This window comes from Opitutales bacterium (assembly GCA_013215165.1).
Lineage (GTDB): Bacteria > Verrucomicrobiota > Verrucomicrobiia > Opitutales > JABSRG01 > JABSRG01.
Genome location: JABSRG010000036.1, coordinates 13,153 through 37,122 on the forward strand (window position 1 = coordinate 13,153; position 23,970 = coordinate 37,122).

The 23,970-nt window shown below is 52.3% G+C and carries 17 protein-coding genes; 8 read left to right on the forward strand and 9 right to left on the reverse strand.

From position 1 onward, the window contains the following. Positions 1–20 precede the first annotated feature (20 nt). From hemC to HRU10_09000, 4 genes are all read right to left on the reverse strand, one after another. Positions 21–875 (reverse strand): hydroxymethylbilane synthase, encoded by an 855-nt coding sequence (gene hemC / locus HRU10_08985; protein NRA27368.1) that lies wholly within the window; start codon positions 873–875, stop codon positions 21–23. 5 nt (positions 876–880) lie between these two features. Continuing rightward, a complete protein-coding gene (gene secA, locus HRU10_08990; protein NRA27369.1) occupies positions 881–3,973 on the reverse strand; it encodes a preprotein translocase subunit SecA in 3,093 nt (1,030 codons plus the stop codon). Positions 3,974–4,273: 300 nt separating this feature from the next. Next, positions 4,274–5,281, reverse strand: coding sequence for an adenosine deaminase family protein (locus HRU10_08995; GenBank protein ID NRA27370.1), 1,008 nt, complete (start codon positions 5,279–5,281; stop codon positions 4,274–4,276). A gap of 16 nt (positions 5,282–5,297) precedes the next feature. Next, on the reverse strand, positions 5,298–6,209 hold the full coding sequence (locus tag HRU10_09000) for an isopenicillin N synthase family oxygenase (protein ID NRA27371.1): 912 nt from the start codon (positions 6,207–6,209) through the stop codon (positions 5,298–5,300). Positions 6,210–6,813: 604 nt separating this feature from the next. On the opposite strand from HRU10_09000, the gene HRU10_09005 reads away from it, so the two are divergent. From HRU10_09005 to HRU10_09015, 3 genes are all read left to right on the forward strand, one after another. Further along, positions 6,814–7,029: a ribbon-helix-helix protein, CopG family gene (locus tag HRU10_09005; protein ID NRA27372.1), complete on the forward strand. Its 216-nt coding sequence runs from the start codon at positions 6,814–6,816 to the stop codon at positions 7,027–7,029. Beyond that, the gene (locus HRU10_09010; GenBank protein ID NRA27373.1) at positions 7,026–7,424 is read left to right on the forward strand and encodes a putative toxin-antitoxin system toxin component, PIN family; all 399 of its coding nucleotides are present in this window, start codon (positions 7,026–7,028) and stop codon (positions 7,422–7,424) included. Before HRU10_09005 ends, HRU10_09010 begins: the two co-directional genes overlap by 4 nt. 559 nt (positions 7,425–7,983) lie before the next feature. Further along, positions 7,984–8,673 (forward strand): Txe/YoeB family addiction module toxin, encoded by a 690-nt coding sequence (locus HRU10_09015; GenBank protein ID NRA27374.1) that lies wholly within the window; start codon positions 7,984–7,986, stop codon positions 8,671–8,673. Positions 8,674–9,035: 362 nt separating this feature from the next. Here HRU10_09015 and HRU10_09020 read toward each other — a convergent pair whose 3' ends face one another. The 5 genes from HRU10_09020 to HRU10_09040 form a co-directional block, all read right to left on the reverse strand. Beyond that, positions 9,036–10,949 (reverse strand): hypothetical protein, encoded by a 1,914-nt coding sequence (locus tag HRU10_09020; protein NRA27375.1) that lies wholly within the window; start codon positions 10,947–10,949, stop codon positions 9,036–9,038. A gap of 243 nt (positions 10,950–11,192) precedes the next feature. Further along, positions 11,193–11,933, reverse strand: coding sequence for a 6-phosphogluconolactonase (locus tag HRU10_09025; GenBank protein NRA27376.1), 741 nt, complete (start codon positions 11,931–11,933; stop codon positions 11,193–11,195). A 37-nt stretch (positions 11,934–11,970) separates the two neighbouring features. Beyond that, positions 11,971–12,975: a glucose-6-phosphate dehydrogenase assembly protein OpcA gene (locus HRU10_09030; GenBank protein NRA27377.1), complete on the reverse strand. Its 1,005-nt coding sequence runs from the start codon at positions 12,973–12,975 to the stop codon at positions 11,971–11,973. Positions 12,976–12,990: 15 nt separating this feature from the next. Further along, a complete protein-coding gene (gene zwf, locus HRU10_09035) occupies positions 12,991–14,538 on the reverse strand; it encodes a glucose-6-phosphate dehydrogenase (protein NRA27378.1) in 1,548 nt (515 codons plus the stop codon). 12 nt (positions 14,539–14,550) lie between these two features. Then, complete coding sequence (locus tag HRU10_09040) at positions 14,551–15,006, reverse strand: YraN family protein (GenBank protein ID NRA27379.1); 456 nt, start codon at positions 15,004–15,006, stop codon at positions 14,551–14,553. A gap of 305 nt (positions 15,007–15,311) precedes the next feature. Here HRU10_09040 and HRU10_09045 point away from each other — a divergent pair, with 305 nt between their 5' ends. The 5 genes from HRU10_09045 (at position 15,312) to HRU10_09065 (ending at position 23,842) form a co-directional block, all read left to right on the forward strand. Continuing rightward, positions 15,312–16,739, forward strand: coding sequence for a sodium:solute symporter family protein (locus tag HRU10_09045; GenBank protein ID NRA27380.1), 1,428 nt, complete (start codon positions 15,312–15,314; stop codon positions 16,737–16,739). Between the two features lie 211 nt (positions 16,740–16,950). After that, positions 16,951–19,320 carry a TolC family protein gene (locus tag HRU10_09050; GenBank protein ID NRA27381.1) on the forward strand — a complete coding sequence of 790 codons (2,370 nt, stop codon included), beginning with the start codon at positions 16,951–16,953 and terminating at the stop codon, positions 19,318–19,320. A gap of 11 nt (positions 19,321–19,331) precedes the next feature. Further along, positions 19,332–20,375, forward strand: a complete 1,044-nt coding sequence (locus HRU10_09055) for an efflux RND transporter periplasmic adaptor subunit (GenBank protein ID NRA27382.1) — start codon at positions 19,332–19,334, stop codon at positions 20,373–20,375. Between the two features lie 20 nt (positions 20,376–20,395). After that, positions 20,396–23,446, forward strand: a complete 3,051-nt coding sequence (locus HRU10_09060) for an efflux RND transporter permease subunit (protein NRA27383.1) — start codon at positions 20,396–20,398, stop codon at positions 23,444–23,446. Positions 23,447–23,464: 18 nt separating this feature from the next. Beyond that, positions 23,465–23,842: a two pore domain potassium channel family protein gene (locus tag HRU10_09065; GenBank protein NRA27384.1), complete on the forward strand. Its 378-nt coding sequence runs from the start codon at positions 23,465–23,467 to the stop codon at positions 23,840–23,842. Positions 23,843–23,970 lie beyond the last annotated feature (128 nt).

Consider the following 23,970-nt stretch of genomic DNA (forward strand, 5'->3'; position numbering starts at 1 on the left):
TCTCTTTTTTCAATGAATCCTTAACACAGAGTGCGCGCGATAGACTCTACCTGCTCTGAGGTAAACGTCGCTTCGATCGGGTACTCTTTCCGCCCCAATTCCTCTTTGAATATATAAACGCGCTGGTCCGTCACATGAATCGCGACGGCCGTATGGCAGCCCCCACCCAGCGCAGCGAGTAACTGGCGCTCTAAGTTCACACACTTCGCCGTTTCCCGACAGAGGAATGGAGCTAAAACGGGCACATCTTCTTCGCGGCATTCCAGCGCGATGGCAGCCTGCCCTGCCGCCGGAATCATCTCAGCCAATGACATGGGCCGAAACACCAACCCTTCAAATTCTTCAATTCCAAGACGCGACAAGCCAGCAGCCGCAAGATACGTAGCATCGGCCTGACCCTGCGCGATCTTACGCAGCCGTGTTTCCACAGACCCTCGAATTTCAAAAAACTCGGCATCGGGAAACAGTTGTTTCGCTTGAGCTCTACGTCGCGGCGATCCAGTTGCAATCGTCTTGGGTGAATCCACGCCTCTGCGCACAACCAAGACATCGGCGGGATCTACCCGGGGTAAATATCCTGCCAAGCTCAACCCATCAGGCAGTTCTGTGGGCATATCCTTAGCACTATGAACGGCCAAATCTGCTCGCCCGTCTAGCATGGCCACCTCCAGCTCTTTGGTAAACAGCCCCTTGCCGCCCCGCTCCTCAAGCGACCAACTCTGCCGCTGATCCCCAGACGTGCTCATCGGCAAAAGCTCATGCTCAAGCCCAGAGATTGCTTCAGTCAAGTGCTCTACGGTCGCGAGGGTTTGCCGCATAGCGAGAGGACTCTTCCGCGTTGCGACGCGGAGCTTCTTTTCAGGCAAGCGGATCATTCAGCCTACTTCTTGACCTCTACTAGCTGCCATCCCTCATTCTCGATAAGAGCCTCGGCCTTCTTAAATTTCATCTCGGCCGTCTCCCCAGCTTTCCGGATCACCACCAGGTCATTGCGGCCGACTTTAGGCATCTCGCGCTTGATGGGTTTGATCTTGGGCAAGGATGCCTTCTTAGGTGCCGGGCGACCTGCACCCTCTGGAGGCTGACCTGCCGCAGCGCCCTGTTGAGCTGCCAGCTGTTGAGGCAAACTCGCCCCGCCACCCTCAGATGGACCCGCGGTTGTAACTTTCTTCTGCAAGCGAGCGACCATATTATTGATGGCCTGGGCATTGGTCGCCGTGCGAAAGACACTGGAGCAAATTTCGGTGCGCACACGCCCCATCATTTCCTGGAAATAGCGGAAACCCTCGTTCTTATACTCACTTAGAGGATCCTTTTGGCCGTAACCACGGAGACCCACCGCGCGGCGTAGTTCTTCCATTTCCGTAAGATGGTCCTGCCAATTACGATCCACCGATCGGATCACCAAATAGCGCTCGAGCGGAGTGATGCGCTCGGGGTCCTCAAGTTCTACCTTCGTATCATAGGCATCTTTAACACGTACTAGGAGTTCCTCTGTGAGCTGAGGCGCTTCTTTCTCGGCGACATCCTCATCCTTCGCACCGATGGGAAATGTCTGGTTGAGCCAGTTTTTGAGGGCTTCAGGCTCTTCGATCATCTCCTCCACACGCTCTTCCAGCTCTTCCTCGATCATCTCGAAAATCGTCTCACGCGGGGACTCATTTTCAAGAGCGTCGTTACGGATGCCGTAGACTACCTCGCGCTGATTGTTGAGCACATCGTCGTAAGACAACAGACGTTTACGGATCATATAGTTCTGTTGCTCGACCTTCTTCTGCGCATTCTCGATCGACCAGTTCAACATCGGATGGCTCAACTCTTCGCCATCCTCCAGCGAACTGTTGAGTATCTTGGACATCGGTCCCGCATTGGCGAAGAGGCGCATCAGATCGTCCTCGAGAGAGATGAAAAATTTTGAATAACCGGGGTCACCTTGACGCGCGCAACGTCCACGCAACTGGCGATCGATCCGGCGCGACTCGTGACGCTCGGTGCCCAATACGAAAAGGCCACCCAGATCAGCGACGCCGTCACCTAGCTTGATGTCCGTTCCGCGACCCGCCATGTTCGTCGCGATCGTGACAGCTCCTCGCTGACCGGCGCGGGCGACGATTTCCGCCTCTTGGGCGTGGTATTTCGCATTCAGGACGCTGTGAACAATATTCCTCCGTTTTAGCATGCGACTCAGCAGCTCGGAAGCTTCTACAGATGCCGTGCCGACAAGAACGGGCTGACCTTTCGAGTGAGCCGTCTGGATGTCTTGAATGACGGCATTGAATTTTTCCCTGCGCGATTTGTAGACCACATCATCGCCATCCACCCGCTGGTTCGGGCGGTGGGTCGGTATGACCATCACCTTGAGGCGGTAGATATCGAAAAACTCACCTGCCTCGGTCTCGGCCGTTCCGGTCATGCCGGCCAGCTTCTCGTAGAGTCGGAAATAGTTTTGGATCGTGATCGACGCATAGGTCTTGGTCTCCTTCTCAATGGCGACGCCTTCCTTCGCTTCGACGGCCTGGTGCAAGCCATCAGACCAACGGCGCCCCGGCATTACGCGACCCGTATTTTCGTCGACGATCTGGACTTTGCCTTCTTGCACGACGTATTGCTGATCTTTTTCGTAAAGACTGTAAGCGCGCAGCAGCTGAGAAATCGTGTGGATTTCCTCACTGGTTTTTTGATAAGTCTGTTCCAACGCCTGCTTCTCCTTGACTTTATCCTCATCATTCAAGGCGCGATCGGCATCGATCTCATTGAACTGGGTCGGTAAATCTTGAAGCAAGAAAGCCGCAGGATCGTTCGGTTTGAGATACTCGCGCCCTTTTTCCGTGAGATCAGCCTGGTGCTGCTTCTCATCGATTTGGTAAAGCAGGGCCTCCTTGATAGCGTATTTCTCCTGTTTCTGGAAATCGGCGTTCAGCTCAAGGTCGAACTTGTCCATATCTTTACGAACATCGCCGTCTTCCTGCATCCGCATGAGCTGCTTATTCTTGGGCATACCCCACTTCACCTGAGTCATCAGCTTCATGGCCTCGCGGCGCTCGCCATTTTCATCGGCCAAGATCTTCTTCGCTTCGTCCATCCAGCCATTACACAGGCGCTCTTGCTGGCGAACCAGACGCTGAATTCCCGATTTAAACTGGTCAAAAGGCAGAGGTGTATCGTCCTGAACAGGACCCGAAATAATCAGCGGCGTCCGCGCTTCATCGACAAGAATAGAGTCCACTTCATCGATGATGCAAAAGTAGTGTCCCGCCTGAACTTGATCTTCAATACGCCCGGCCATGCCATTATCACGTAGATAATCAAAGCCAAATTCGGAAGACGTCCCATAGGTGATATTGCAGCCGTACATGGCTCGTTTTGTGGCGGGATCCATCTGGTTCTTAAGACAACCGACCGTCAATCCGAGAAAACGGAAGAGGTGGCCCATCCACTCCGAGTCCCGCTGCGCTAGATACTCATTGACTGTGACCAGCTGGCAATTGAGACCGGTGAGGGCGTTGAGATAAAGGGGGGCGGTACAAGTGAGTGTTTTACCTTCACCGGTCTGCATCTCGGCAATCGTGCGACGGTGCAGTGCCAGCCCACCGATAAGCTGCACATCGTAATGCACCATCTGCCACTCCTGAGTCGTTCCTGAAAACTCGACCTCGCGTCCACATAGACGACGCGCCGCATTCTTCACCACAGCGAAGGCCTCAGGCAGGATTTCATCGAGCACCTTTTGACGGGCATCGATAATGGCCTGGCCCTTCTTTTCGGGAGAAGCGGAGGCAAATTTCTCCTCAGCAGCACCCACCGCCGCCTTCACCTGCTCCATAAATAAGCGGGTCTTCCCCTGGAGTTCAGCATCACTCAGCGACTGCAGCCCGACCTCGATCTGATTGATCTGTTTTACGATCGGTTCGGCCTCTTTGAGGAATTTACGGTAATGGCGACCAGAGAATTTTTTAAGGATAGCACCAATCATGGCGTCGTGTCTGAGAAAGTTGGGTTTGCTTTGGCTTCGAGCGAAAAACCAATGAAGATGAAGAACGCCGCACATCAATGCAAGCGCGCTCCGCGCGTAGTCGCTGCCGTGGGTGCAATTGAATGGACGGGGACATGTCTCCAACTGCCATTGTTGTAGTCGTCCCGCTCTTTCGGGGCGCAGGCCGTTGCTTCGATCCACACCGTAGAGGCGGGGCGACGGAGCGCCTCAACTACAACGATTGGAGCCGAGGAGCGACAACTCGCTTTTGGTGATAGGCGTTGCAGACTAAGCGCTCAATCACCTGATGGATTCCATAATTCCGTCGAGTTCAGCAATACAGGCCGCTTTCTCATCTGAATCCCAGTCGGCAAGCTCAAAACCATTGCGCGCGATCTGAGCTAATTCCGCCTGGGAAAACCCGAGGTCCATCTCCAAAGCATAATACTCCTCACTTAGGGTATTCCCAAACATGAAGGGATCGTCCGAGTTGATCGTGCAGTGCACCCCGAGATCAAACAGTCTACGAATCGGGTGATCCGCCATCGTGGCGATACCCTCAACCTGGAGTTTAAGGTTACTGATTGGGCATACATCAAGGCTCGTCCCCGTATCCAGAATCAACTGGACCACATCAGGATCTTCAATGCACCGCACGCCGTGCTGAATCCGGCGCACGCCCAATTCATTAATGCAGCGGGCCACAAAGGAAGCTGGCATAAACTCGCCGGCATGGGCTTTGAGGATTTTTCCTTTTTCGGCGGCACGTGCCCACACCTCTGCCGTCCACGGCTCAAGCGGCCAATACTCCGGGCCATGTAGGTCGATACCCGCCAAGCCATCCCAATCCATACTGTCGTCAATGAGCTCTTTGCCACGGTCTACATAGTCGTTGTGGCGCATTCCCATGAAGACGCGAACCTCTACCCCACTCGGTGCGGCGTCTTTGATCGCAGCAACCACCGCAGCCCCGTCCATATGTTCTGGAGTCAAGGCTCCAATGTGAAAACTGGTCTCGATATAGCGCACATTCTGTGCAGCACAATCAGCCAAAACCTTTGCAGCACACTCCGCATACGCATCGACCGAGTTGAACACATCGCCGCAGAACTCGTTGTAGAGCTCCATGAACGCATCAAAACTTGGAAAGCGGAAGGCATCATCCCACATCGGCGGCGGCCCAGAAAAACGGTCGGGATTGATCTTATGAACCATTTCCAGCGGACACGCACCCTCCATATGTATGTGCGTCTCAGTTTTGGGTAGCGATTGAACAAAATCACGAAGGGAATCGGTGGGCGTATACATAACCAATCAATGAAGTTTAACTCGCCTGCGAATCCATGATCCGCTGATGGATATAAGCCCCGGCGGTGATCGCTTTATAAGTCGTAGGGCGCGCTTCTGTCACACAGCTCGGAATGGCATCGATCACCACATCTGGATCTGGATCGCTGAAAAATGCAATGGATTGGCGACCCAGCTTTCGTGCCTGCGCCCGCGGCTGAACACGGTGCGGCGTCGAACGAAAACGATCATTACTCCATCGGGCCAAGAGATCTCCGGTGTTGATTACCACGGTTCCGGGAATGGGCGGGGCATCGACCCAATTGCCATCGAGGTCTTGAACCTGTAAGCCACCCGAGTCGTCCTGAAACAAAACAGTCAGCGTACCGTAGTCGGTATGCGCCCCCGCTCCCAGTTGCCCCTCAGCGACCGACTCTGTCGGCGGATAATGCAATAGGCGCAGGGTTTGAGTCAGGCCCGTGTGGCGCTCATCAAAAAACGAGTCGGGTAGCTCAAGGGCCAAGGCAAATGCCCGCATCACATCGGAAGCGATCATAGATATCCGCTTGTGCAGGACGCGCATAAAAGCCTCAAAGACTTCACTGGACCAGTATTCAGCCCCAGACGGTATCCGCGCAAGATCCCGCGAGGTGAAGGTTTCTTTAAGGTCCGCTGGCTTCGAAGGATCTAGCGCCTCGCCCAACATCTGCGTGAAGCCGTGGTTGCACTCCGGGTCGAACGGCACCTGATGCTTTTCCTCACTCGCAAAAAACGCCCGAGAGACCGCAAACGCCGCATCCATAAGATCGGGCGACATCCCAAAATTCTTCAAATAAATGAAGCCCACATGCTCTGCCGCATGGCAGATCTCTTGGGCTACCGCAGCCCGCTCCTCCGTGTCCCCATGCAAGAAGGGGCCCAAATCAATTATAGGAATTTCGCCGTTCATAGATGCAACATCAGCAGAACTTAAGCCGGAGTGAGAGGAAGCCTAGAGTCCAGCTGATGCAAAACACTCACACTACACTCCGTGCAGAATGATAGCGACGGCTATTGCCTCATCTAAACCCTCAACTACCCCAAGGCAATCGCTCTCGCGATCACACTACGGATTTTCAAAAACTGTAGCCGACACGCTCTGTCGATTCGCTGACTTGAGAACTCTTCCACGCCAAAGACACACGCCGACAGAGTGGCGTAGCTAGATACAAGGGCTCTGCTAACAGCGGAGGTTTAACCCGGATTATGCGATAGGAGCGAGTAAGGAGGTGCAAGATGTTGTAGTGCAGCAGATTGTGCCTCACTTATAAAATCAGGATCTATCGCCCCAAAAAAGGTCATCGGCACATAGCAAATATTATCAGTTAATTTGAAGAAGGGTATCACAGGACCCTCGGCCAAAATACAGAGTATCCAACATTAGCGTGAATTCGCGTCCATTCGCGGATAGATCAGAACGATACGAAGGCTATGCTGTGAAGTGGATACCAAGGTTCACAAGAGGCTGATCCTTAGGTATTGATACGCGAGTCGAGTATGTTACATTGTCTTACATGAGCACGATTACAGTAAGAATCCCAGATGAACTGAAGGCTGAGTTGCAGAAGATAAGTGAATCCGAGCATAAGCCTGTGAGTGATTTGGTCCGAGAATCAGTAAGACGGTATGTGAATGTTGAGCAGTTCAGGGGATTGCGGCGTAAGACGCTCCCTTTTGCTGAGGCGCAGGGCTTCATTACGGATGAAGACATTTTTGATAGGCTGAAGTGAGTGTTACAGTGTTGGATACAAATGTGGTGATCGCTGCATTTGCTTCTCGCGGTCTTTGCGAGTCATTGTTTGAGCTATGCCTCGAAACTCACGATCTAGTTGTGAGTGATTTTCTTCTTAGCGAGCTAGAGGAAAAACTGATCAAGAGGCTCAGGCTCCCAGAAGATCGAGTGTCTGAGGTGTTGGAGCTATACTCACGGTGTAGCCGGAGTATTGTTCCCGTCGAAGTTTCAATTAGTGAGTGTCGAGATCCCGAAGACCTTCTGGTCTTAGGCACATGTCGTGCATCGAAAGCTGATTATTTGGTAACGGGAGATAAGGATCTGTTGGTTTTGGGAACTTTTGAGAGCACCTCTATTGTTTCGCCAAGGGCTTTTTACGATCTACAGTCCTAACAGCGAACAAGAATGAATGAGAATGCGGCATAGAATCTTATGCCTTCTGAAAGAAAGGTGCCCAAACAGCAATCACCTCACGCCCGCTTCGCTCAAGACACAGAGGCGCAAAGAATATACCGAGTGACAAGTAGTTCACAAGTAGCTCAACCGCGGTATAGTTTGTCCAGCAAGAGACCAATCATCCGCGATTCTGGATAGTCGCCGAAAATATGGATAATTTGAGCTGAATCCTTACAGCATGAAGATGGCAGAAAAAATTAGCGTTCATTAGCGGATAGACTCAAATTCCAGAAACCCCAACTAGCCACTACTCACCCGTAGCAATCCCGCGCATCCCCTATCCAAGTGCACTCTTCCACCAAAGACCTCACCCCACTTTCTTTTTCCTCGCCCCAATATACCAAAGTATTTTTAACAACTATCATTCTGCGCACGCGAAGCCCACACCCAAGCACCTGATATTCAGCCACTTCCGTCTCACCATCACAACTAACATGAATCCCAAGAGATATCAGGACGATTCGTTGATATAATATTAACTGTTCGCTGAAAGAAAATGAGTCTGCCCACTTACATCACTCACTATTTCGAGCGAGAATATGGGCCGTTCCTGAACGTATGTGACCTCGACGACAATTCCATCTTCGACCTATTCGAGAAAGAGAAACAGAAAGAAGCAAAAACAGAATTCAATAGGTTTTCTATAGGTTCAGACTTCGTCAAGTGGCGTCGTAATGCTGACGACCTTCTAATCAAAGCATACGAAGAGAAGTTTGGATTCGTACCAGTCGCTGGGCCTTATTTTGCAATCTTGGGCGATCCAAATCACTGGCAAGCGTGGAAACGCTGTGCTCATCTCCGAGGAAGATTGGCGATCCATCCAGGAAACACTCTACCTTCAATCAATTCCCGGAATGGTAGACTCCATCAAGAAGGCCAGAAGAGAAGGAATCGAGAAAGCTTCAAAAGACTTGGACTGGTGAGCTACGAAGTCGTCTTCTCCAAGCAGGCACAAAAAGATGCCAAGAAACTGACGAGAAGTGACCGGAAAGAACAGGCGCCAGAGCTAATTGAGACACTGAAAGAGGATCCGTTTAGATCACCACCAAGATTTGGTATCCTTACCGGAAACCTTGACGGGTGCTACTCCAGAAGGATCAACATTCAGCACAGGTTGGTTTACGAGGTTTTCGAAGAGCAGAAAACCCTTCACGTATTGAGAATGTGGTCACACTACGGAGAATAAGAAACAGTGCCAATAAGGCGTAGCAGAGGAATCGCGCCATCTGTGGTTCAGTGAATCATCGAACCCCTTTGAGTTTGTCGTGTTAAATTATATTCTGTGCAGGGCCTGGCCTAAATCATCAACTACCCCAAGGCAATCGCTCTCGCGATCACCCTACGGATGTTCAAATTCTGTAACCGAATCGCTCTGTCGGGTCGCTGGCTGTGGGACGCATCCACGCCAATGACACACGCCGACTGGGCGGCGTAGCTACATTCAAGAGCTCTGCTAAAAGCAGATGTTAAAATAGAAAAAGCTTTCTGCGGGCTTCTGCATATTCTGCGGCCCTTCAAAAGACTGTGGCTTACTGGCTCGAAGATAGATTATTGATCTACAAGCCGCGTTAACTGCTCTAAAGTCTGCGCGTCTACTTCAATTTCAGATACCGCAGCACGGGCAGCTTCGGGATCGATCCGATGCCAAGTGCGCACCACATTTTGTAATTGATTACGACGCTCGCTGTCGCTGGACATCGTTTGAGCCCACTGAAGCGCTGCTTGGGGATCGTCGCGAGAAATCGACTGAACCAGCTGCTGAATACTTCGATCTCGCAAACCGTTGTCTTCGATGGAATCAATCCACTGGGATGCACCGTAAGAGTCGTAATTGAGGTAAGCCCCGGCAACGATAGTGTGGAGATTATTCGAGTCAGCTTCGCTCAACCCCACAAGACTACTCAACAGTCTAACGGCCTGTTCTGGGTCGGAACCGGCGATTTGTCGAAAGCTGTGATTCAAGATATCCGTTTTCACCCTTCGGTCGGAAATTTCATTCATCGCAGCGTAGGCGGCTTCAGCATCCACCTCCATCCAAGCTACATAACCGGCCCGCTCCGCATTTCTACGTCCCTGTCCATCAGGGAGCTGCTCAGCCCAGTCGAACACCGATTCTATATTTTCTTGAGCTAAATCTATTGCAACTCTTTCCGCCAACGCCTCCGCAACCACCGGATCTTTAGCATTGACCACCCATTGCCCCACCTCGATCGCGTCGAATTCAATCATTTGCCAAAACATCCTACTGATCACCTCTCGTCGATCTCCGATATCCTTCAAACCCAATGCAAATTGAAAGGCTTCTTCTGGGTTCTCATGGGCAAAAGATACAAACACCTCATACATGACCGAACTTCTTCCGTGTTTCTCGCGTGTATTCAGCGCAAAAGTGAATGCCGCCTCGCGGTCCGCATTCATCAATGCTCGGGCAATCATAGGTGTTTTGTAACTATAATTCTTCGAATCCAACTCCGTTCGCAGGAGTCTGTCGAGATCGAGAATTCGATCTCTGTTCAGTAGATCTGGATCGTGAGGCCAATATGTAGACGTTAAAAGCCGACGGCGTTCGTCCTGTGTCTCCGTCATTTCAAGCAACCCCATGGCGCGGTCAAAATCTCTAAAAACCAAGGTCCCAAAAATGCGTGGGGCAGCCAAACGTAGCAACGATTTATCCGAAATACTATCTAGAATACTAGACACGTTTTCAAGACTCTCCCAGTTGATTCTTGAAACAACGGTTTTAACAAGACTCTCGCGAATTCCAGGATCAGGTTCCCTTCCCGCTTCATGTAAAGCGGCCTGAAAATCATATTTTGCCCATCTCTCAAATACCTCCCTTTTTAGATCAACTTTTTGTTTATTCGCCAAATTCAGCTCGCTCACTAGAGCAATTGCATACAAAGGATCCTTGTCAGTGATGCCATAGAAGGCTGAGCCAAAGTATGCATAGTTATCCGGTGCGACTGAGCCACCTTCGGCAGTCAACTTTTCTGCCCAACTGATCGCAGCCTCAGGATTCATTCGACCCATTTGGCGCATCACCGCATGAATCACAGATCCCTTCTCGGATGAAGGGAGTGTAATCAGATATGCAAAAAGTGCCGCTGAATCCTTTTCTAGCCAGTGCATATAAATCAGCTCTCTCGCTGTTTCAGAGATATTTCGAGAGCTCCTCATTTCATCCATTAACTGGTGCAAATCCACGGCATTTGTAGCTTCAAAGAGCTTGACCAACGCCGTCGCCTGGGCGGCTGCAGCGAGGATTTCGATCTCAGCTAGGGGGTGCGCGATTTCAGTGCGTCCATCTGCGTCTACCTTTACTCCAGTATTGAATTCATCAGATACAACTGAATCGGGATCTATTTTCGGAGGTGGGGCAATCCGCTCACTAGTGACAGACTTCAAGATCCAGCCTCCGGAGAGACCAAACACAAATAAAACAAGGGGTAGAGAGGAACGCATAACTGAGTTCTTGAATATCCCAGCAGTAATTCAAGGCATATCGAACCATCAATTCATACCAATACGTAGGATTACGGTCCCGACGACGTTCGAGATTCTCTGTCATGAGACTTAAACCGCCCCAAGGCAATCGTTCCCGCGATCACCCTACGGATGTTCAAAAACTGTAGCCAACACGCTCTGTCAGGTCGATGGCTGTGGGACTTATCCACGCCAATGACACAAGCCGACTGCGCGGCGTGGTCAAATGCTCAACGCACTACACGCTGCTTCATCTGCGATGATGGTCACTTTCTCTGACCACTGCGCAAGCATCTGAGAGGGATATTGCTTGGGGTCGAGCTCACCTTCCAGGACGGTTTTTAGGGCCTCCGCTTTATTAGCACCGGTGACGATCTGAAGGATAGCCCGGCTCTGGCCGATACCCCACTCCGTGGCCGTCAGACGCCAGCCCCTGCTTGGCACATTGTCCGCGGTGGCCAATTCAGCAAGCGTATCTCCTTTCCCGATTAAGTCGCTACCGGGAAAGATCGAGGCGCAGTGACAGTCGTCACCCATACCTAAGATACAGATGTCGAAGCTGCCCTCCCCAAAGACGCGCTTAAAGTCAGCATTGAATTTCACGGCCCCATCCGAGGGTGGCATGTCGCTGGCGAAAGGTAGCCGATGCGTATGTCGGACTCCTAGAGGGTCAAGCATGCCGCGCGCTGCATGGCCGAAGTTATTGTCGTCGTGCGTCATCGGCACCGTGCGTTCATCGCTGGTAAGCCAGACGATTTTCGCCAGATCCTCTTTGGAAAAAACGCCCTTCTCCACTGCCCAGGGATACCAGGCTTTGGGGGTCGATCCTCCCGTAAGCCCGATCGCGGCAAAGTCGCGTTCTGTGGTCGTGGCCGCGGCGCGGATCTGCTCCGCTTTGACTTCAAAGATCTCCTCGCGCGACCCAATAATCAGGGTGCCGTTCCTAGTTTCGACTGTCTTCATACTCTAATTCTTTACACCTAAATTTAATGCTCCCGGCTTAGCTCGTTGTAAAAAACAAGGCCTCAGATAACACCTCAACGGGTTCCATGCGTGTGACCATTTGTGTGTTATTGGCCGTGCCGAGTCCGAAATCAGCCTCTGTTTCCGCCATGCGCGTTTTCTGGTTTAAACGCCAGTGAAAGAATTTTTCATTGGCGTAGGCCCATTCCACCGCAGCGACGTCCTCTGCATCGGCTGAAGAAAGCTTCAGTTCGAAAGCGATCTTAGACAGATCGATATCAGCCAAAGCACAACAGTTTTTTATGCAGCAACGCATCCAATCGAGGAGGTTGTTTCCCTCTCCAGAATAGACGTCGAGTATGGAGATTCTTACGGCCGACAACCCTGCAACGAGGACATCGGGCTTGTATGAACTCAGAAACTGGCCCAAGCTCTGAAGAATCTTGAGCAACCGAGCGCGCGCAAAATCCTTTATCTGCGTCCTCTCACGCCACGACAATGCATGCATCTCTGAACCATCGACGCTGCTGTCAAACACCACGCGCTGGAAATTAGAGGCAAACTCCAAATAGCGATCTTGTATCGAAGCAGGGTCGACGCGGTGTAGCCAAAGATAGCCCGGCAAGTCAGGCTCTAGCCAGAGCGTGATCTGGTTTTCCAAGAATTCGGCAAAACTCGGTTGGTAACTCAGGATCAACGCCTCACAGCAACACTTCTCACGGAGCGATTCCCCAACAAAACACTGTGTATACAGCTTCCCCTTTAGTCGCTCCTCTTCTTCGCAGTCTTCTTCAGGACGTGGGCATAACAAAACGATGCGGCAAGGCGTGCGCTGTCCGAATGCGACCGCCGTTTCAAACAATTTGAGCACTTCTTCTTGGGTGGTGCTCAGGCCAGTATGAATGACAAGGTTGAGCTGAGAAGCTCGTGTGCTACTAGCATCGGGACCCACGCCCTCAGCTTTCCATACGCGCTCGATCTCACGAGTCACTTCTGCCACGGGCATGGTGACACCGGGCAGGATATCAAAGTTAGTTCCCATAGGTTATGGCCCCTTTTAAGATCCCGACGTGCGCCAGGTATTCTTGTCTTCCCAAAGCATACGATCCGCAGCCATCGGTCCCCAGGAGCCTGCCACGTAGTCTTCCAAGCCATTGGGTCCACATTTCTCCCAAAATTCCAAGATTGGAGTCATGAGTCGCCACGAAGCTTCGGTCTCGTCACCACGGATAAAGAGGGTCGAATCCCCGATCATTGAATCGAGGATCAAGCGTTCGTAGGCCTCAGGGGTGTTGGATCCAAAAGTCGTCGCGTAGCCGAAACTCATTTTAACCGGCTGTGTGCGCGTCTCCAGACCGGGAATCTTGGAGTTCATGACCAAGGTCACACCTTCATTGGGCTGAATGCGGATGACCATGGTATTGGGTGCCACATTATATTTATCCCCCTCAGAAAAGAGGATACCTGGAGGGCGCTTAAACTGAACGGCGATCTCTGAGACTTTCGAGGCCAGCGCTTTACCGGAACGCATGTAAAAAGGCACCCCCTTCCAACGCCAGTTATTGATCGAAAAGCGCAACGCAGCATAGGTCTCGGTGATCGAATCGGCCGGGATACCCTCTTCGTCCATGTAGCCATTGACCATTTTCCCGCCCACCAGGCCCTCGCTGTAGCGCGCACGGACTACATCGCCGCCATCCACACGCATATCGAGGGGCTGAATGGCTTTGAGCACTTTCACTTTCTCATCGCGGATGGATTCAGGATCAAGCGATACGGGCGGTTCCATAGCGGTCAGCGCCAGCAGCTGCATGGTGTGATTTTGAATCATGTCACGCAGAGCCCCGCTGGTGTCATAATACCCCCCGCGGCTGCCGACTGGAAGCGACTCCGCCACGGTTATCTGAACCGATTTTACATACTCGCGGTTCCAAATAGGCTCAAAGATGGCATTGGCAAACCGCTGCACAAGAAGGTCCTGCACAGTCTCTTTACCGAGATAGTGATCGATCCGGTAGACTTGGCTTTCGTTGAATTCGCCAGAAATGACATGATTGAGGTTAAGGGCTGATTCTAGATCGCGGCCAAAAGGCTTTTCGATTACAACCTTCGACTCCAGATCAGTGTCGATGTTAATGCGCGATAAGCCGGACTTGCCAAGGCACTGGATAATGGGAACAAAGACGGTGGGTGGCGTTGAGATATAGAAAACAACCTGAATCTCACGCCCCATCTGCTCCCGGATTCCATCAATGCGTTCTTTTAGAGACTCAAATGCTGCCAACTCATCGTAGCCTCCGGCATGGTAGCCAGTGTTCTTTTTGATCTTGGCCCAAATCTCATCGTTCAGAGGTCGCCGTGAAAACGTCTGGATCGCCTCCTCTGCAGTCGCCTTGAATTCTTCATCGGGCATGGGCTTCCGGCCAAAACCAATGAGGCTAAATTCCGCCGGCAGCAGGTTATCGACAGCCAAGTTATAGAGCGCTGGGACCAGTTTGCGTTTCGTAAGATCGCCAGATGCGCCAAAAATTACGAGCACGGTGGGCGGAGCCCCGCGGTGCTTACTGAGACCTTGAAGAAATGGATGCCGTTGATCGGATGACATAGGATTGGGTTTTTATTGGAAATGCCGGGGAAAAATCTGAACCCCAGCGTAGTGCGCAACACGCTCTGGGATCGAGGATGAGTGCCCAATTTCGACGATGTCAAAACGGAAATGGGCAGATCTTTGACGCTGTAGGCTGAGATAGGTGCGGAATGCTTCGAGCAACACCTCACGTTTCGCTGCTCCAATGCTCGCATAGCCCCCGCGCCGATCGTCCTCATGGCGTGCACGCACTTCCACAAAAACCAACACATCCCCATCTAAACCCACAAGATCGATCTCCAGACGGCCTTGTCTCCAGTTCCGTTCGATGATTCGGATCCCCTCTTTCTCAATCAAGTAGGTTGCTGCAACCCGCTCGCCTCGGTCACCCAGCTTTTGGCGCTCGGTACGATCAGCTTGTTCACGGCGGTGTACCCAACGGTTTCTCAGGGCTCCAAAAACTTCTCGCAAAGACAGGTCTCGCATAATCCAGACGCTGCCTTTGACCGAGACGAAAGCAAGTGTGGACTGGCATCGCGTTCAGAAGAATGCGTCGACAGAGCGACGCGGGTATAGGACCTCGAGAGGCATCGATAAGCGATTCATTTGGGTGGGCCTGCATCGCAGGAGCGGCCGGTTACGGCGAATCGGCCCTACCCCCGTTGCACTGGATTAGACCGATTAACTGTAGCCGTGGCGCTCTGTCGCCGCGTGCCTTTTGGTTCAGATCGCATCCGTGGGCAAGATACATTCCTAGCAATTCTTGGCACAGCCATCGCTCATTTAAATCCATGACTTCCTACACCGGCTGGGCCCTCCTGCTTCTATCCACTTATGCAATTTGGTTGGTGGTGCTCACGGTGCGTAGTTTTAGGAATCCAGAGACCAGTCCAGATTCTTTTTTCCTAGCGGGAAAGAACGTCGGACTCGGAGCATCCATCCTTACTTTTTGGGCAACGATCATCAGCGCTGCTGCCATCGTCGGCGGTGCCGGTTTCTTCTACGTTCACGGCATCGGCAATCTGTATTTTGCCCTGATCTCCTATACGATCCTAGCAGTGCTGGCCAATACCGTAGGACGGAAACTCTGGAATCTGTCGCGCGCGCATCCCGAGATCCGCTCGCCGATACAACTGTATCTCAAAAATTACCGATCCCCAGCGCTGGAGCTGCTTTTTGTGGGCATCACACTCTACTGTATGGTGCCCTACGTCGCAATCCAGATCACGGGCTTTGCGCGTCTGCTCGAGGGCGCCTTGGGACTGCCCTACTTACCCACCGCAGCCGTGGGGTTGGGGATCATATTCCTCTATTCGGAATCCGGTGGCATCAAAAACATCATTCGCACCGATGTCGTTCAATCTCTGGTAACTATCGTAGGCTGCGTGGGCGTTGCTATGGCATTTCTATGGACTGAATGGTCTTTCGACCTGGGTGCTTTCTTGAGCGATATCGATGCAGCACAATCGCCGTCACTCCTCAAAACACCGGGCCCTCAGGGTTTTTTCACGCTACCCATGCTCATCGGTTTGGCCGTGATGTTGTCATTTGGAGCTATCTCGATGACTCAAAACGCCCAGCGTTTTATGATGGTCAAAGACGAAAGCTACCTCCGTGTCTTGATGTTTGTGTTTCCAGCTTTGGGCATCATCACCGCGGTTACCGCAGCTATCCTTGGACTCGGTGGAGCCGTCGCCTTTCCCGGCTTAGAAAGTGGTGACCAAGTCGTCGGCAAAGTTTCGGCGAGTGTGCCTCCTATTCTCGGTGCAATGGCTACGATCGGGATTATTGCAGCTACCATGTCTACGGCCGACTCCATTCTCCTGAGTGTCGGCTTCGTCGTCAGCGAGCAAGTTTACCGGCGCAAAACAAATATAGAGCCCAAGAAAATTCTCCAAATCAGCCGAATCTTCACACTTGCTGTCTGCCTCTTCGCCTTCATTGCGAGCATCCAACCTAAATTCATTACCCTCCTCGTATTCAGCACCTTTGGCGGCATGCTTCAATTGACCCCAGCCTTGCTACTTGGCCTATACAACAAAACACCGAGTAAATATATCGCGGCAGCGAGTGTCGTTGCGGGATTTCTGATCTTATTCCTGAATACGACCGAAATATACAAAGCTTCGTTTCTGGCTCCTCTACCCGGTTATCTAACGGGATTCTGCGTTGCTTGTGCGATTTGCGCGGTGGATGTCCTAAATACAAAGAATCAATGAAAGGTATGCTTTACCAACCTCAGTCTCAAAGAAACATACCGTAGTAGCCAAGCAGGGGCTCGGCGTTCCCAGGAAAGAAACCGTTTCAATCGATACGCTAGTAAGACCCAGAAAGTCCGCATAGCGGTAAGAATGCTAGCTTTCGCACAGAATTGCGTTCCAGTCTCATTTTTTGTTGGATCATTTAAGCCGACTCAGGCATCCCGAAGTTGTGATCGTCGCAAACAGGTCTCTCCTTTTTCCCTCAAAGATATTCTTTGCCACTTTCCTTGTCATAGGGGCCGCTTTTTTTCCATCCGGACTGAGCGCCTATAACATCGCGATCGTGCGGGATGGACCTTCGTGGTACTTTGATGAGCTGAATCAGATCTTTGAATCTGAGCTCACCAAGTTAACCGAGACACGGACGCCGCCAACTTTCTCTAAAATTCCAGCTGAACCCTACAATATCGCTTCAATCCGGGCCGCAGTAAATGAGGCACTAAACAATGAGGCGTACGACGCAGTTTATACCTGTGGTGTGATTGCGACAGAGATCATTCAAGGGATTGCGACTGAACGCGGCAGCCTGGACAAACTGGTGATCGCGGGCTCGCTACAACTGAGCGAAGCTGCACCGGGCATTATTTCAGATAGCGGCACGTCAGAGATAGACAATTATTTGCCCATCGTTACGCCCAAACGTGTCTCTACCGATCTAGAACGCCTGAAAAGCATTGCCAATGAAACTGAGATTTATCTCGTCATCGATCAGATCTATATCGAGGCACTCTCATCAAGATTTGAATCCGGACGCGAAGTCTTTGCCGAAGCTCTTGAGCTCTCGATCATCCCCATTGCTGCTAGCTCCGACTTGAACGCGACGTTGGCAAGCATCCCGGAAAAAGCCCGAGCCGTCTATGTTTCAATTCTTGATCGTTTCGACGACACATACCGAACCCGGCTCTATGAGGGCCTTAACGAAAGAGGCATCCTCACCATGGCGATGAATGGACTTGAAGATGTCGAAAAGGGAGCACTCCTCGGCCTAGCTCAATTTGACTACAACCAAATTGCCCGACGTGCCGCACTCAACCTTTATCTTGCGCTGAGTGGCACGCCCACAACCCGGCTCCCCGTATACCTTCCCACCCAGGATAGACTGGTGCTCAATATGGCTACTGCTGACGCCATCGCTTGGGCCCCAGACTATGATACTGCACTTTCGGCCGAGGTGATCAATATGGGCACATCGCTCAACAGAAAGCCGCTCACGATCGAGGACGCGATGCAGCGAGCACGCCTGGCTAGCGCCAGTGTCGAAATCGCACGGCGCAGCGCAGAGATATCCGAAGCGGGTGTCAATGTGACGCGCAGTCTCCTGCTCCCCCAGATCAGCGCCAGCGGATCAGCAAGTCATCAACGTATTTATGGCCTTCCAGGAGGAAGCGATCAAAACTACACGGATACAGGGGCCATCGGCCTAGAACTCAGACAAATATTATTCAATGAAGAGGTGTGGAGCGGCCTGAATATTCAGCGCGATCTATTCTCTGCGTCAAAGATGGATCTGTTGTCGTCTGAACTCGATGCTACCAGTGCTGCTGCCAGTGCATATCTAGCCTGCCTCTCCGCCGAGGCCCTCTACGAAATCGAGCGGAGCAACCTGAATCTCACCTATGACACGGTCCAGCTTGCCCGAATTCGCGTGGACATCGGCGCTTCCAAAGCCTCAGAACTCTTTCGTTGGGAGCAACAGCTTGCACGTGGCAAAGCTCTTTTGATCCAACGCGAATCGGCACGGCTCAACGCTGTCATTCAGCTCAATCGCATCCTTGGATTACCCCAAAGCTCCGAGTGGGACTTTGAGGAGATTACCATCGGCGACAGGGAGTTTTATTTTCTCAATGACACGCTTGGCCCTCTGCTCAAAAACGCTGTGGATTTCCGAAGCTTTATTAGCTTCACCGCGAGCCAAGCGATCGAAAACTCTCCCGAACTGGCCGCTTTTGACCTACAGCTCCAAGCCCAGGGGATTCAACTGCGTTCACTGAAACGTGATTTTTATCTTCCTGAAATCTCGATGAGTGGCGGATTCAGCCGAAACTACCTCGAAAATGCACAGACCGACTGGAGCGGACAGAACCAGGCGAGTATCGGAGTCCAAGTCTCCATTCCCCTATTCGAAGGCGGCGGTCGCTTCAGCGAAATTCGACAACAACGTGCGACCATCGCACGGCTCGAGGCGCAAAGATTAGCCACGGTTCAAAGCTTAGAAGAAGCGGTCCTTTCCGCGAACAATGGTATCCGAGCGGGACACCCGAATATTTGCCTCAACCGCCAAGCGCTGACTGCAGCCCAGGCCAACTACGATGCGATCAACGAACAATACGCACAAGGCGATGCCTCCTTCCTCGATCTTCTCGACGCACAACAAGCTCTTCTCTCGCAGCAACAGACATTGAACACGGCAACCTTCGATTACCTTAACTCGATTTATGCCCTTCAGCGTTCCATAGCCTGGTTTGAGCATGAAAAGACACCGGCCGAGCGCGCAGCTTGGATCAACGATTTCCAAAACTTCAGAAATTCACAACCCTAAGCATTCATCCTATGCGATTAGCTAGCTACTCTTTCATCGCCCTCGTGGCCATCCTTACCGGGTGCTCTGAACCCGAAGTGGTGGAAAGCCGCCCCCGCCCTGTCGTATCCATGATAGTCGAGCAACCCATAGACCAAAGCAGCCGCAGCTTCTCTGGACTAGTTTCCGCAGGAGATGCTACCAATCTCGCGTTTGAAGTTTCCGGACGGATCGAATCCATCGGCGTCGGACTAGGTGAAACTGCTCAAGCAGGCGATATTTTGGCCTCAGTGGATAAAACCGACTACCAGGTGCGGGTAGCCGATGCCGAAGCGGCTCTAGCTCAAGCCGAAAGCGAGTTACTCCGCACACAAAAACTCTTCGAGACGGGCAACGCGAGTCAAAGCCAGCTTGATAGCGCCATTCGCGGTGCCACCTCCGCACGGGCTTCCTTCGAACTGGCCGAACGCCAATTGAAAAACACCGACCTTCGTATGCCCTTTGATGGTATCGTGAGTAGTGTCGAGCTTGAAACTCAAGAGTTAGCCACCACCGGTCAGACCGTGATGCGGATTCAGAAGCAAGGGTCCTTTGAGTTTCATTTCGGAGTGCCGACCGATCTGGTAAACGCGCTTAAAGTGGGACAAGAGCTCAAGGTCTTGGTAAACGATGGGGCTTCGGAACCCCTGAGCGCCACGATCCTTCGTATCGCCCCAGGAAGTAATACGGATACCACATACACCGTCGAATCTGGGATCCAAAACAGCCCGGAAACCCTGCGCGAAGGCATGGTTGGTGAAGTTACTGTGGAAACAAAAGGCAGGCAGTCTGAGCCCTATTTTTCGTTACCGTTGGCAGCTATCATCGGCGGAGGCACCAGCTCTCAGCCTTCAGTTTGGCTTCTTAAGCCTGACGACAGCGGCAACGCCACGGTACACAATGCGGAAGTCAGCACCGGATTCTTGCTCAGTGACGGCTATATTGCTGTGACATCCGGATTAACTCCTGGGGATATCCTCGTCACCCGAGGCGTCAATGAGATCAAAGAAGGCATGGTAGTCCGCTACGCCCAGTAAACATCGAAGTCCCGCCTGTTGTGAATCTCACTGCGTTCGCTCTCAAAAATAACCGCACGACCCTGGTCATCTACTCAGTATTGATGCTGATGGGGTTCGCCACCTACTTCAGCATTGGCCGGCTCGAGTATCCAGAGTTTACGATCCGCAACGCCCAGATCATCACCCAGTATCCTGGACGCAGCGCTTCGGAAGTCGAACAAGAGATCTCGATCCCTTTGGAACAAGCCGTGCGCCAGATCGCCGAGATCGACGAGGTCAACTCCACTTCGAAACCAGGCCTCTCCATCGTGAGTGTTACGGCTGGCGATGAATATTTCGACTTGGCCCCGATCTGGCAGGATATGCGGAATAGCATCGATACGATTCGGCTGCCCTCTGGAGCCTCAACGCCGTCGGTAAACGATAAAGTAGGCGACGTTTTCCCCTATGTTTATGCTCTTTCCGGCGATGGATTCAGTGACCGCGAGCTAAATGATTATGCTGAGGATATCCGCGACGATCTACTCAGCCTCGAGGGCGTTGCAAAAATTGAGATCCATGGAGAACAGGCAGAAAACATCTTCCTCGAATTCTCGACTACCGAGCTAGCCTCCTACGGCCTATCACCCAGCAATATCCTCGGGCAGCTCAACGCACAAAACGCCGTCGCCAACAGCGGCAACGTCCTGGCGGGCACAGAACGCCTCAACCTCGTCACACTGGGAGAATTTGAATCCGTCGAAGAACTGGCTAATTACCGTATCAGCCTCCCGGGCACCACGACGCAACTGCGCATTTCTGACCTGTTTGAAGTAAAACGTGGCTACTCCGAGCCGGTCGCCGCACTCTCCCACTTCAACGGCGAGCGCGTTGTGTGCATTGCCATCTCAATGACCGAAGGCTACGCCGTCACTGAAGTAGGTGAGCGCATCGGGGCCTTCCTCGAGGAAACAATAAACAACCTACCCATCGGCCTCACGCTCGATACGATGTTCTACCAGCCCACGTATGTGGAGGCATCGATTCAAAACTTCGTCGTCAATTTGGGCCAGGCTTTCTTCTTCGTTGTAGTCGTCATGTTCCTCTTTGCAGGGCTCCGACTCGCTCTCATTGTTGGCGTCTTGGTCCCATCGGCTATTTTGATGACATTCGCTTTCATGCCGCAAGCTGACGTCCAGCTCGAGATGATGTCTATAGCAGCATTGATTATAGCACTGGGCCTCCTGGTCGATAATGCAGTGGTGGTTTCCGAACAGATCCTTGTTCGTCTGAACCAGGGTCAATCGCGTCGGGAAGCTGTCATCGCCGCGGGCAAAGGCTTATTAGTTCCTCTGTTAGCCGCCAGCGGCACCACCATCGCAGCATTCTCTCCCATCGCGCTCGCCCCAGGGGGAAGCAGTGAATTTACCTACAGCCTCTTCGCGGTCGTATCGATGACCCTATTATCTAGTTGGGTTATCTCGCTTACGATCATTCCCATATTTTGCTTCTATTTCCTCAAGCCACAGAAGAAAGATACCTTTGTCGGGCAGCTATTGAGCCGCTGCTATACGCCCTACGAAGCGTTGCTGCGCCTCGTACTCAAACTGGGATGGACGTATCCCATCCTTATCATCCTGCTCACCTTCGGGGCTGCATTCGCCTTTAAATACGTCCCCAGCATCTATTTTCCACCCAACGAACGGGGTCAATTCATCATCGATGTGGAACTCCCCTTAGGGACAGATATTTTGCAAACCGAGCGCGCCGTCACCACACTAGAGACTTGGCTGCTCGATCAAACCGAGATGGTCGACAGCGTATCCTCCTGGATCGGTAATGGCGGACCACGCTGGTATCTATCTCTCGCCTCAGAACCGGCAAATCCCAATTATTCGCTCCTCTCTGTTTTAACAAAGACTGACGACCCGGAAGCGATTACCGCCTTGCGCGCTGAATTACGCCTGTTTGCTGAGGAAAATATGATCGGCGCTCGCGTCAGCCCCAAAGCACTCGAAAACGGCCCCCCTGTGGGTGACCCGATTCAAATTGAGCTTACTGGTAAAGATAGCCAAACGCTCTACCAACTGCGGGATCGCATTTTCAAAGAACTTGCTGACGTCCCCGGACTCTACGATCTTCGCGACAGCTGGGGAGCCTGGGTCAAGCAAGTCAACATCGACCCGGATCCGATCCGCTCTGCGCAACTCGGGCTGACGACCGATTCGCTGGCCCAGTCTATTAATCTCGAATACAATGGCACTGTCGCATCGGAATTCCGCGAGGGCGACAAGGCGATCCCCATCACCGTGCGCTCGCGCGAAGACTATCGCACACGACCCGAGCGCTTGAATGACCTACCCATCTTCGTCAGCGACGGCACAGTGCCACTCAGCCAAGTGGCTGACGTTTCGGTGGTATTCCAGCCGGGATCAATTATCCGAAAGGATGGTTTCCGAGAAATGGTCCTGAAGGGTAAAGTGACGGGCGCCTTCGCCTCAGATGTGCTTGCTGAGATCCAACCCCGCCTGGCTGCGCTGACTGCCGCCTCAGACTGGCCGGCCGGCTACACGATTGGCTATGGCGGTGAACAGGCAGAGAGCGCTGAATCACAAGGCGGCATCGCTTCCGCCATGCCCATATCGATGGCGATCCTTTCGCTGATTTTAATCGCGCAGTTCAACAGTGTCCGGCGATTCGCCATCATCATGTGCACCATCCCACCCATGCTAATTGGAGTCACACCCGGCCTGCTCATCACTGGATCATCATTCGGCTTTATGACCCTACTGGGCCTCATTGCCCTACTCGGCATCATCGTGAACAATGCCATTCTCCTCATCGATGAGATCAATCTCCAACTGGAGGAAAAAGACACCCTGGTCGAAGCCATTGTCACCGCATGCCGATCGCGACTCCGCCCTATTATTTTGACTACCTGCACGACGATCGTGGGACTCATACCACTGGCCCTAGGCGGCGGTGGCATGTGGAGCTCGATGGCTTATGCTATGATGTTCGGCCTCGGATTTGCGACTGCCCTGACCCTTTTACTGTGCCCCTGCCTCTTTTACCTCCTCTTCCGTAAACGATACGCGACAGCAGCTTAAAAAGGCTCAAGGACTGAGATGATTGAATACCTCGCCAGATTCCTGAACATCGTATTCTGGTCGCTATACGTCTTGGGGCCGCTCCTCATCACCCTCGCGCTGATGATCGTATCTTTGGGACTGCTGGTGGGACGCATTGAAAAATGGAGCATATTTGACGCTGCCTACTGGGCCTTCATCACCGGAACTACGGTCGGTTATGGCGATATACGCCCCCTCAAAAAACGCTCGAAGATCATCTCTATCCTGATCGCGCTACTCGGTCTCATCTTCACAGGCTTCCTAGTAGCCATTGCTATCAACACCGCTTCCATGGTCATCGATGAACTGATCACCCTCGAGATAGCCGAGAGATTTAAACAAGATGGCAAACCAGACGCCAGCGAACGTCCTTGAATATCAATCCAGCTGAACAATTAGCGTTCATTCGCAGATCCCGATTCTATAGGGTGTAATTGAAACAGCGGGGAGATTGCCCCAACTGCCTTTGTTGTTGTTGAGCCGCTCTGTCGGCTCGCGGGTTG